A 10,855-nucleotide genomic window follows, 5' to 3' on the forward strand; every position below is an offset into this window, starting at 1 on the left:
GAGGTAAAGTGTGAAACGTAAAATCTATTATAATCTTGCTTTAATTGCAACAATAGCTACTATTATAACCTCTATCGTTTTGGCTTTTATATCTTTTTATTTTTATGATTTAAAAATTATTAAAACTTTGCCCGCCTTAATAGGCTCAATTATATTTATACTAATCCTTTTATACATCCTTTCCTACTATTTAGCTTCTAAAATAATTGAACCAATGGAAAAAGCTTATCAAAGTACTCAGAATATAGAGTCCGGTGAAGAGTTAAGTGAAGAAAATATATATGAAGAATTGAGACCTTTTATCAAAACAATTGCTATCCAGAAAAAGGACATCGAATTTGCCCATCAAAGGATAAAAGAAGCTGAAAAAACCCGCAGTGAATTTACTGCAAATGTATCACATGAATTAAAAACACCTCTTACCTCAATCAACGGATTTGCTGAAATGATTGCAAGCGGCATGGCAAAAGATGAAGAAATCGTTAAATTTGCAAATATTATTCATAAGGAAGGAAGCAGACTTTTAGATTTAATAGACTCAATTATAAATCTATCCCATTTGGATGAAAAGACCTTTGAAGCCAATTTTGAATCTTTGGATATCTATGAGATAACAGAAAAGATTGTATCCCAATTAAGATTTAGGGCTATGGAAAAAAATATTACCCTAAACCTTTCAGGACAGCACCTCACCTTTCGCGGCAATAAGAGAATGATAGAGGATTTAATATTTAATCTCTTGGATAATGGGATTAAATATAATAAAGAAAACGGTAAAGTCGATATATCAATTGATAAATCCAACGACTACCTTTCATTTAGTATAAAAGATACAGGTATAGGAATTCCCAAAGCGGATCAAAATAGGGTATTTGAACGTTTCTATAGGGTCGACAAGAGCAGATCTAAAAGAATACAAGGCTCCGGTCTGGGACTGTCCATAGTAAAACACATAGTTGAATTCCATAACGGTATTATAAATCTAATAAGTGAAGAAAATAAAGGTACAGAAATAGAAATATTGTTCCCAATATAATTAAATAATCAGTTCAACTTTCGTATTTCCATCATAATACCTATTCAAATCATAAGGAGAATATATCCCCTTATCTGTTACGACTCCTGAAACCAAATGGGGAGGTGTAATATCAAAAGACGGATAATACCCTTTTACTCCATCCATTGCGGTTTTTACACCCATTGCCTGTAATACAAAATCTCCATCCCTTTCCTCTATAGTTACACCAGATACCTTATCATGATCTTTATCAGGTGTTCCTGTCACAAAATATGGAATCCCCATATATTTCGCTACTATTGCTATTTGAAATGTTCCTACTTTATTTACAATATAACCATCCATACAAATTGCATCTGCAGCCGATGTGAATAAATCCACTTTTTTCTTATCAATCACATAGGCAGGCATATTATCAGTAATTACTGTTACGTCAAAACCTTGATCATAAGCAACGCTTGCAGTGAGCCTTGCTCCTTGAAAATATGGTCTGGTCTCCGGAACAATCAATTTTATTTCATTGCCCCTTTTTTTGGCTTCTTTTAACATAAGCCCGACTATAGTTTCGCCAAAACATTGAGTCATTATAGTTCCGTTTTTCGGAAACATATCAGCAAGATACTCAGCCACCTTACCAACTCTAAAATATCTATTGTTGTTGTATTCTAAAGTATGTTCAAATATCGCTTCATCAGCTTTTAAACCCCTGTCCATAGCTTCTCTTGCTGCCTCTAAACATCCGTTTACTATCAATCTCATACGTTTCACAGTAGTAGGTCTGGAAGTCGATATAGTTTCAGCAGCTGTATTTAAGTATGCCCACATATCCTTTGAATTCATATTTTGGGATTCATATGCCGCAAGTGCCATACCCATACCTGCAGCAACAAAAGGTCCTGCACTTTGAGTAACCATATCGCTAATGGCTTGAGCTACCTCTTTATGATTATTGCAAATTTCATATCTTACTTCTCTGGGATATACTCTTCTGTCTAAGATTCTAACCTTACCTGATTCATACCAAGCAATATTTTCAAATTGCAGCATGAACGCTAAGTCTCTATCCTGTCTTATCACAATACCCCTCCTTAAATTTTTTCACTAAAATCAACTACCTGTTAGAACTGTACCGTTGAAACAACAGAGGTCAAATTTGACCCCTGTTCTTGTATTACAATAACTTCCATATATTATTTGTAAATTCAACCGGATCTTCTATTGGCAATCCTTCAATCAACAAAGCTTGATTATATAGAAGGTTTGTATAAAGTTCCAAATTATCCTCATCATTTTCAAATGCGGATTTTAATCTATTATAGACATTATGATTTGCGTTTATCTCCAGAATCTTTTCCGCTTTTAAATTTGGATTATTAGGCATTTGATTCAATACTTTTTCCATCTCAATGGATAAATCTCCTTCGGAGGCCAAATATACAGGATGATCTTTTAGTTTTTTTGTAAATCTAACATCCTTAACCTTGCCTGAAAGTATTTTTTTCATGGAATTTATCAATTCTTCATCGTCGTCCTGCTTTTCTTCCTTTTCGCTTTCATTATCCAATTCCAAATCACTTGATGACACGGATTTAAATTCCTTTTCCTTATACTTAGTGAGTACCTTTATGGCAAATTCATCTACATCATCAGTTAGATAAAGTATTTCATAATCCTTTTCCTTAACAAAATCTACTTGCGGTAGTTTATCTATTCTTTGTATGGATTCACCTGTAGCATAATAAATATATTTTTGGTCTTCTTTCATTCTGTCTACATATTCCTCCAGAGTAATCAGCTTCTTTTCATTGGACGAATAGAATAACAATAGATCTTCCAGAATATCCCTATTCATTCCAAATTCACTATAGACGCCAAATTTTAGTTGCTTCCCGAAGTTCTCAAAGAATTTTTCATATTTTTCTCTGTCATTTTTCAATAGATTTAATAATTCATCTTTGATTTTTTCTCTAATCTTCTTAGCAATCAATTTCAATTGCCTGTCATGCTGCAGCATCTCTCTGGAGATATTCAATGACAAATCCTCAGAATCCACTATTCCTTTTACAAAGCCAAAATAGTCCGGCAGAAGATCAGCACATTTATTCATTATAAGTACACCGCTTGAATACAATTCAAGACCTTTTTCATACTCTTTGGTATAAAAGTCATATGGGGTTTCCCCGGGTATATAGAGAATTGCATCATATCTGATAACACCATCTACACTCATATGAATATATTTAAGGGGTTTCTCAAACCCAAAATGCTTTTCAGAGTAAAATTTTTCATAATCTTCATCTGTTAATTCATTTTTATTCTTTCTCCAGATAGGGATCATGCTATTTATAGTCTTTTCTTCCTTTACCTCTTCATATTCATCCTCTGAGCCTTCCTTCAGTTTATTACTTGTTATATCCATCTTTATAGGGTATCTTATAAAATCAGAATATCTCTTGATAATACCTTGAAGTCTATATTCCTCTAAATACTCATCATAACTTTCATCTTCAGTATTTTCTTTTAATTTCAATATTATATCTGTTCCGGTATGTTCCTTTTCAGCTAAATCAATAGTATAGCCATCTGCTCCTTCAGATTCCCATTTATAAGCATTGCTGTCGCCATAGGCTTTTGTAATTACAGTAACCTTGTCAGATACCATAAAAGCTGAATAAAAGCCTACTCCAAATTGTCCAATAATATCAAATCCGTCTTTTACTTCATTTTCCTTTTTGAAGTCAAAGGATCCACTTTGCGCTATAATACCTAAATTATCTTCCAGTTCTTCTTTTGTCATACCTATACCGGTATCTGAAACCGTTAAAGTTCTATTTTCCTTGTCAACGTTAATCCTAATAAAATAATCTTCCTTATTGAAGGATAAGCTCTCGTCAGTTAATGCCTTATAATACATTTTATCTATTGCGTCACTGGCATTAGATATCAGTTCTCTTAAGAATATCTCTTTGTTTGTGTAAATTGAGTTAATCATTAAATCCAACAACCGTTTGGATTCCGCTCTAAATTCTTTTTTTTCCATAAGACACCTTCTCCTTAATCATAAAATAGTAATTAGCACTCAATACTTATGAGTGCTAATTATAATATTATACTATTTTTATATATGTGTCAATTGTCTATATCTATGCTGCCATTAATCTTACTAGACTTTACTTTGCTAATTTATATATTTTTATAACATCATCTTTATATAGCTTTTTAAAGTTTCCTAATGGTCCATCTTCTGTTGCTTTTTCTGCCATTAAATCAATTTTATCAGTAGGTAAATTAGCTTCAGTAAAGGATTTAGGCAATCCTATATCAGAAATAAAACCTTCAAGTCTTTTGATTCCTTCTATTGCAATTTCATCCTTGTCCATTTCAGCTTCAGAAACATCAAATACCTTTGTAGCAAATTGAACAAATCTGTCTACATTTTCTTTATAAACGTACTTCATCCATGCTGGAAATATAATAGACAATGTTTCGCCATGGGTTGTGCCATAAAGTGCACTTATTTCATGACCAATATCATGACTTGACCAATCCTCTTCTCTCCCCACTCCCAACAATCCATTGTGGGCAATTGTACCGGCAAACATAATTTCTGCTCTTGCATCATAATTTTGGGAATCTTCTTTTATGATATATGCATTCTGTATTACAGTTTTTAAGGTTCCTTCACATAAACTATCAGTTAAGTTTACGTGGGGAGTTTGGGTAAAGTATCTCTCAAATATATGAGCCATAATATCCATAATCCCTGCAAAGGTTTGTTTTGTTGGCAATGTCAATGTATAAGTTGGATCCATAATAGCAAATACCGGTCTCATAAAGTCTCCGCCTGTAGAACGTTTATATAATCCATCTTCATTGGTAATTACACTTCCTCTGCTTGCTTCACTGCCCGTAGCCGGTAATGTCAGTACTACACCTACCGGAATTGTAATTTCAGGTTCAAGTTTACCGCTATAAAAATCCCATACATCCCCATCATACAAAGCTCCAATACCGATAGCCTTTGCTGAGTCTATTGCACTTCCGCCGCCTACTGCCAGAATTAAATCTATCTCATTTTCTTTTGCCATCTGAACACCTTTTCGAACTAACCCCAACTTTGGATTTGGTTCAACCCCGGAAAGTTCAAAGATTTCGCAGTCATTATCTTTCAATATTCTCACCACATCATTATATAATCCTGATTTCTTTATACTCCCACCGCCATAGTGAAGCAAAACTTTGTTGTAATTTCCTTTTATTTGATCTCCTAACTTTTTGATTGCATCTTTGCCGAATATTATTTTTGTTGGAATGTGTAAAGTAAAGTCCTTCATATTATCTCCCCCTTCATAATATTATCTACCTAATATTATAATACCTTAAACGCCCATATAAGTCACCAGCATTTAAATATTTATATTCTAACATAATCTAAATACGATTTTGATTTATATAAGTAATTTATTAACAACAGTTAGAACATCTGCATATCTTATAATGAGAGAAATCTCTCAAAATTAATGGAGGTGTAGATATGGGAAACTTATTTGGTGGAAGAAGAGGAGAATGTGGTGAAGTAGATAGTTCTTTACTATTCTTTTTCTTACTATTAGTAATACTATTCTGCAACTGTGGTATGTTTGGTTACAGAGAGTGCTAAATAATTGAAAGAACCATTAGGCATCCGCTTAATGGTTCTTTTAGTCTAGAGTTTTAGTTCCCCAATACTATTATATAATACATCTTCATCCAGATTTTCTTTGTCTTCCTCTTCTTCCCTTATTAATTCTTTTACATTCCCATAGTTCTTATTTACCTTATTTTTTACTAATGACATTTTATCCTTTGATACCGCTATGGCTCCATAATTTATTATTTCCGATACCATTTCGTTAAAATTATTTTCATTTACATCTTCATCTATGACGATTTTGCCCATATTCTTAATCGTTACCTTCTCATCAAATTCCGGAGATAAATTCATTTTACCGTTATTCTTTATTAACTTACCTTCGATAATCTCCACTTTAACATCATCAGCCAATATATCGTTAATTTGTGTAAAACATTTTTCATTACATATTACGGAATCGGAAATTAAATACTTAATATATTTATTAATCTCTAAATCCTCTTTGAGGTATATTTCTACATCCCCATCAACATACAAAACATCATTGTCTAATTTCTTAATAAAATTGTCATCTATCCTTATATCTTTATCAAAATATTTAATTCCATTTTTACCTTTTGGTATTATTACCAAGTTTACTTCATAATAATCGTTAACATACTCTAAAATATTATCCTCATATTCATCCAATAAAATTAGTTTGTTGAGGATCTCAATGTTAGATATCTTTTCCCTAAATAAGTTCAAATCTATCTCATCAACAATCATCAATGTATTAAATGATAATTTAGAATTAGCTTTTAACCCTTTTAAGAATCTATTGTTTAGGCGAACATTATTTGAAAAATACTTATAATCGCTGCTGTAATAATTTGTCATGCCATTTATGGTAGATTTTAATTCTACAATTCCCTTTAATTTCTTTGGACATTCTAAAACTCCATTTAACAATATCTTATAAACTTTCTCATCAAATAGTTTAATGTCTACATCACCTTTGATTATCATATTACCGTTTACTAAAAATATAACCGGATCTAAAAGACCTGTTAAGAAGTCATTATCTAATTTTACTTCGCCGTTTTTTAATATAATCTTTGCATCTGAAGACATCTTTAATGTAAATCCAATATTAGTTTTTTTACAATTCCCGAGTAGTGCTTGTGATTTATCGCTTTCAATTAATAACCCTATATTCTGCAATTCCGTTATTTCTTTTGCTAACTCCTCCTTTATATCCACTACATCCAGTACGCCTATATTCATAACCTTTGCCATGTTTTTATACCTCCTATAGATTTTTTTTTAATAACTTCAGTGAAGTGCTCAATTGAGACCTGACAGTTGAAGGGGATATCCCCAATCTTTTCCCAATCTCTTTGCTATTTAAACCATGAAAATATTTCAGATATAAAACATCCTTGTATTTTCCCGGTAACTTAGATAATAACTCTTTCATAGCTATATTTTCTTCGAAGTCTTCTGTATCCACGATGTTTTCATATTCTATCAGGGAGAGGATTTTACTATGTTTCCTAATATAATCGATATTTTTATTTTTTATAGTTACAAAAAACCATCCTTTAATTTGATATTCATTCATAAATTCAAAAACATTTTCATTCTCTATTGCTTTTAAATATGCATCCTGCACAATATCAAAGGCCCTATCTTGATTTTGAGTAATGGATCTTGCATAAGCTAAAAGCTCTTTATTATATTTTTCATATATTAAATAAACATTAATACTACCACCTCCACCTGCTTAATCCTTATTATTTTATATCTCTAAGCCATCTATACTCTAATCTAAGATATTCTTTTATGCCTCTTTCTTCTTCTGAAATGTTTTCTTGCTGTATCATTTTAATCTTATCATAGTCTATAATATCATTGAACACCTTTAAAACCTCCCAATCCTATTTTTTATGCTTTCACTTATATAACGATTGAGAAGGTAAAAGTGTCCAAAATATTTTAAAAAAAAGAAGCTTAATCTAAATCAGCTTCCTCTCCATCTTTACCTTTATAATGAATTATACTTATCCATTTATCATTGACTAATATTCTTCTTACCTTCCTTTCAAATTCTATTCTTGGTATCCATATTTGTCTATCGCATCCTAGACACTTAAGTTTAATATCTACCCCTGTTCTTAAGATTTCCCATTTGTTTTCTCCGCAAGGATGCCCCTTCTTCAATGTTATTATATCGCCAACATCATATTTTAAAATCATTTTTCACTTCCTCCATAGATTATTCCCTTAGGATATGGAATTTCTATATTTTCTTTATCAAATGCTTCTTTAACCTTTTTTCTAATCTCCCTTTCAACAGCCCATTGCTCCATAGGCTGTGATTTCGCGATTATCGTTATGTCCACCTTATATTCACCCAAATCCGTTACTCCCAGTATTGTTGGTCCTTCCACAATCAAAGTATTATTCTTCTTTATATCCAAGCATACATCTTCAAGTATCTTTACCACTCTATCTATATTTTCATCATAGGAAACAGACACCTTTACCATAGCCCTCATTGATCCTCTAGTTCTATTGGAAACTATTTGAATGCTGCTATTGGGTATAATATGAAGATCACCGGTAAAATCTCTAAGTTTTGTAACCCTAAGCCCAAGTTCTTCAACTATACCCTCATAATCTCCTATTTTCACATAGTCTCCTATAGCATATTGGTCTTCAGATAGAATAAAGAATCCTGTGATTAAATCCTTTACCAGGGATTGCGCGCCAAAACCTACTGCAAGACCTCCAATACCTGCTGTTGCCAATATAGAAGTAGTATTTATATTAAACATTTCTAAGATTATCATACTCCCTATAAAATAAAGTATAATTTTTACTGTCTTTTTAAGAATTCCTGCTACGGTATTTATGCGCTTATCATTAGTATAAAGCTTTGTCAGTTTTTTATTACTTATTGCCTTATCTATTATCTTATCTACAACATTGGTTATAAACCATATGCTTACCAGTATTAGCACTATTTTCGCTAATTTCCCCAAAACATTTAAATCTCCATGATCATTAAGAAAAATATTAAAATTCAACAATTTATTCACCTACAATATCTTTTCCAATCTAGAACCATTCTCGTCCCTTATATACTTATATATTCCCTTAATTGATAAATCTCCATCCTCTACTAACTTTTTAACTTTTTCTAAATCATTAAGATCAAATCTAATAGATAAGCCACAGCTTAAAGTAATTTCCCTTGGTGTAGGTATAGTTTTAAAAGCCATATTACTTGATTTAAATGCACTTTCCCCTTTTATGGCGTGATGAGTGGAATTAAATGTTACTATACCGAATTGATCAATTTCCATCATTAATTTCCTATCCTATTGTTATATTATTTTTTGAATCGCTCAATTTTTCATAAATAGTATACATGTTTGATATATTGCCTATCCCAAGTTTTTCTTTTAGATGATAATAATCCAAGCACGTGCCACAAGATATAATCTCTACACCTTTATCTGCCAATTTTTTTAAATCCTCCAATACAGGACTGTCTTCGATAGTTAAAAATACTCCTCTGTTGTAAAAGACCATACAGCTTGGATATGGTGAAGACTCACTTACCGTATAGATAAAAGATTTTATAAGGATCTTACCTAATTCTTCCTCCCCCTTGCCCATTGTATCAGAACTTATGGCTACTACCAAATCCTTAAGTCTTTCCGGTACAACTTGAGGATTTTCATTCAGTGTTTCTTCTTCCCCTTTTATTATATTGATATAAAATTCGTTGTCATTAATTTTATCAACCGAATATGGTAATCCTAAACTGCCTGCCAATTTAGATACATTTTCTTTAGCTACTTCATTGTCAACTATAGTTACAATAGTCCCGCTTCCAATTTTATCCAATTCTTTCTTTGTCATTATAACCGGCTTTGGACACTCCATTTTTCTGGCGTCAACTTCAATTTTCATGATTATCATCCTCCTTTATTTGCTCTTTATCAATTATATCATATATTTCCAAACCGTCTAAATATCGAATAGCCACTAGTTTGTTTGTACCCTTTATATCTAAAATATCTTCATCTGTCTTATAGCTTATCATTTCTTCACCGTTATTTAAAATTAATATATCTTTATTTCCATATAAACAGATATAATTTTGTAATTGAACTATTTTTTTGTATTCAATGCCAAAAGTAGTCTTCTTTTCCGTTTCCCCATTCAATTTAATAATCTCTAAATTATCCCCATATAATAAATATATCTTTTCTTTATTAATTAAAATATCCTTTATAAGCGGATATTCTTTAGACCATATTACATCATTATTACCAACCAAATATAGGGATTTATCAGTAGCTATTAGAATTTTATTGTTAATGAATTGTGTGAATATAATTACTTCATCGTTAAAATTAAAATTTTCCAATCCTTCCCCCGTAATAGAATATATTTTTGCAATAGATTTAATACTTTTATTCAATTCCAATGAAGACAGCATGTATTTAGAATTTTTGTCGTTAATTGAATAGGTAAGTATATTCTTTTGATCCGTCTCTATGACTTCTTTCCCATCCTTATCTAAAATTTTTATCTTTTCCATATCATCCGTTTTAACATGAATCATTATATTATCATTTACTTCCTTCAAGTTAAAAATAGGCATATTAAGTTCTATCCTATGGATAGTATAGCCTTTATTATCCAAAACATATATGTTCCCGGATTCTTTATCTATTGCATAGATATTTTTTTCAAAGGCTAATACCTCCGGTTGTGTAAAGTTAAATTCTTTGTTCCATATGATATCGCCCTTTAAATCTAAAAAAGAGATATTATTTTCATTCCATTTTATTATAGAGTCATTGAAGAATAATAATTTTTCATCATCATCTGAATCATATTTATTATTAAAAATGATAGTCTTTTCACTTCCAGAATTTATAGAATCAAAAAAACTTATGAATTTTTGTTGATTTTCTTCCTTCATGAAAATAAATCCAAGCAAAATGAACGTTATTAAAAATAATTTAAATTTTTTGTTTGAGCTTTTTGTCTTTTCATTCATAGTCTTTCCCCTTTATATAACAAGGTAGTGTCAATAAGACACCCCTCTTTTTTTATTAAAGCCTTATATTATCAAGGGTTACAGAGTTTTTTATAAAATAAAAACAATGACCCCCTATTTTCTGTTATAATTTGAGTTACTA

Annotated in this window: 13 protein-coding genes; 2 read left to right on the plus strand and 11 right to left on the minus strand. The window is 31.1% G+C overall.

What is annotated here, in order from left to right; genetic code table 11:
- The first annotated feature begins 10 nt into the window (after positions 1 to 10).
- Positions 11 to 1,036: a sensor histidine kinase gene (locus H8707_RS03905; protein WP_262428830.1), complete on the plus strand. Its 1,026-nt coding sequence runs from the start codon at positions 11 to 13 to the stop codon at positions 1,034 to 1,036.
- Here H8707_RS03905 and H8707_RS03910 read toward each other — a convergent pair whose 3' ends face one another.
- The 3 genes from H8707_RS03910 to H8707_RS03920 all read right to left on the minus strand — a co-directional run bounded on the left by H8707_RS03910 (position 1,037) and on the right by H8707_RS03920 (position 5,352).
- Positions 1,037 to 2,095 carry an S-methyl-5-thioribose-1-phosphate isomerase gene (locus tag H8707_RS03910; RefSeq protein WP_262428831.1) on the minus strand — a complete coding sequence of 353 codons (1,059 nt, stop codon included), beginning with the start codon at positions 2,093 to 2,095 and terminating at the stop codon, positions 1,037 to 1,039.
- A 94-nt stretch (positions 2,096 to 2,189) separates the two neighbouring features.
- On the minus strand, positions 2,190 to 4,058 hold the full coding sequence (htpG, locus tag H8707_RS03915; RefSeq protein WP_262428832.1) for a molecular chaperone HtpG: 1,869 nt from the start codon (positions 4,056 to 4,058) through the stop codon (positions 2,190 to 2,192).
- Positions 4,059 to 4,188: 130 nt separating this feature from the next.
- On the minus strand, positions 4,189 to 5,352 hold the full coding sequence (locus H8707_RS03920; protein ID WP_262428833.1) for an iron-containing alcohol dehydrogenase: 1,164 nt from the start codon (positions 5,350 to 5,352) through the stop codon (positions 4,189 to 4,191).
- Positions 5,353 to 5,552: 200 nt separating this feature from the next.
- On the opposite strand from H8707_RS03920, the gene H8707_RS03925 reads away from it, so the two are divergent.
- Positions 5,553 to 5,678 carry a hypothetical protein gene (locus H8707_RS03925; protein WP_262428834.1) on the plus strand — a complete coding sequence of 42 codons (126 nt, stop codon included), beginning with the start codon at positions 5,553 to 5,555 and terminating at the stop codon, positions 5,676 to 5,678.
- Between the two features lie 45 nt (positions 5,679 to 5,723).
- On the opposite strand, the gene H8707_RS03930 is transcribed toward H8707_RS03925, so the two are convergent.
- The 8 genes from H8707_RS03930 to H8707_RS03965 form a co-directional block, all read right to left on the minus strand.
- The gene (locus tag H8707_RS03930) at positions 5,724 to 6,929 is read right to left on the minus strand and encodes a hypothetical protein (RefSeq protein WP_262428835.1); all 1,206 of its coding nucleotides are present in this window, start codon (positions 6,927 to 6,929) and stop codon (positions 5,724 to 5,726) included.
- A gap of 13 nt (positions 6,930 to 6,942) precedes the next feature.
- The gene (locus H8707_RS03935; RefSeq protein WP_316699594.1) at positions 6,943 to 7,398 is read right to left on the minus strand and encodes an RNA polymerase sigma factor; all 456 of its coding nucleotides are present in this window, start codon (positions 7,396 to 7,398) and stop codon (positions 6,943 to 6,945) included.
- Positions 7,399 to 7,426: 28 nt separating this feature from the next.
- Positions 7,427 to 7,552 (minus strand): hypothetical protein, encoded by a 126-nt coding sequence (locus tag H8707_RS03940; protein WP_262428836.1) that lies wholly within the window; start codon positions 7,550 to 7,552, stop codon positions 7,427 to 7,429.
- A 91-nt stretch (positions 7,553 to 7,643) separates the two neighbouring features.
- Positions 7,644 to 7,886 carry a DUF951 domain-containing protein gene (locus tag H8707_RS03945; RefSeq protein ID WP_262428844.1) on the minus strand — a complete coding sequence of 81 codons (243 nt, stop codon included), beginning with the start codon at positions 7,884 to 7,886 and terminating at the stop codon, positions 7,644 to 7,646.
- The gene (locus H8707_RS03950) at positions 7,886 to 8,734 is read right to left on the minus strand and encodes a mechanosensitive ion channel family protein (protein ID WP_262428837.1); all 849 of its coding nucleotides are present in this window, start codon (positions 8,732 to 8,734) and stop codon (positions 7,886 to 7,888) included. The genes H8707_RS03945 and H8707_RS03950 overlap by 1 nt, the downstream gene beginning before the upstream one ends.
- A complete protein-coding gene (locus H8707_RS03955; RefSeq protein ID WP_262428838.1) occupies positions 8,735 to 9,004 on the minus strand; it encodes a DUF3343 domain-containing protein in 270 nt (89 codons plus the stop codon).
- A gap of 7 nt (positions 9,005 to 9,011) precedes the next feature.
- On the minus strand, positions 9,012 to 9,614 hold the full coding sequence (yedF, locus tag H8707_RS03960) for a sulfurtransferase-like selenium metabolism protein YedF (protein ID WP_262428839.1): 603 nt from the start codon (positions 9,612 to 9,614) through the stop codon (positions 9,012 to 9,014).
- Positions 9,604 to 10,713, minus strand: coding sequence for a DUF5711 family protein (locus H8707_RS03965; protein WP_262428840.1), 1,110 nt, complete (start codon positions 10,711 to 10,713; stop codon positions 9,604 to 9,606). Before H8707_RS03965 ends, yedF begins: the two co-directional genes overlap by 11 nt.
- Positions 10,714 to 10,855: the final 142 nt, after the last annotated feature.

This window comes from Paratissierella segnis, assembly GCF_014385195.1.
Lineage (GTDB): Bacteria > Bacillota > Clostridia > Tissierellales > Tissierellaceae > Paratissierella > Paratissierella segnis.

What these genes read in the sequence shown, in the direction of transcription:
- H8707_RS03925 (WP_262428834.1), top strand. Translation starts at nt 5,553, where the DNA reads ATGGGAAACTTATTTGGTGGAAGAAGAGGAGAATGTGGTGAAGTAGAT.
- H8707_RS03955 (WP_262428838.1), bottom strand. Translation starts at nt 9,004, where the DNA reads ATGATGGAAATTGATCAATTCGGTATAGTAACATTTAATTCCACTCAT.
- H8707_RS03965 (WP_262428840.1), bottom strand. Translation starts at nt 10,713, where the DNA reads ATGAATGAAAAGACAAAAAGCTCAAACAAAAAATTTAAATTATTTTTA.
- htpG (WP_262428832.1), bottom strand. Translation starts at nt 4,058, where the DNA reads ATGGAAAAAAAAGAATTTAGAGCGGAATCCAAACGGTTGTTGGATTTA.
- yedF (WP_262428839.1), bottom strand. Translation starts at nt 9,614, where the DNA reads ATGAAAATTGAAGTTGACGCCAGAAAAATGGAGTGTCCAAAGCCGGTT.
- H8707_RS03930 (WP_262428835.1), bottom strand. Translation starts at nt 6,929, where the DNA reads ATGGCAAAGGTTATGAATATAGGCGTACTGGATGTAGTGGATATAAAG.
- H8707_RS03920 (WP_262428833.1), bottom strand. Translation starts at nt 5,352, where the DNA reads ATGAAGGACTTTACTTTACACATTCCAACAAAAATAATATTCGGCAAA.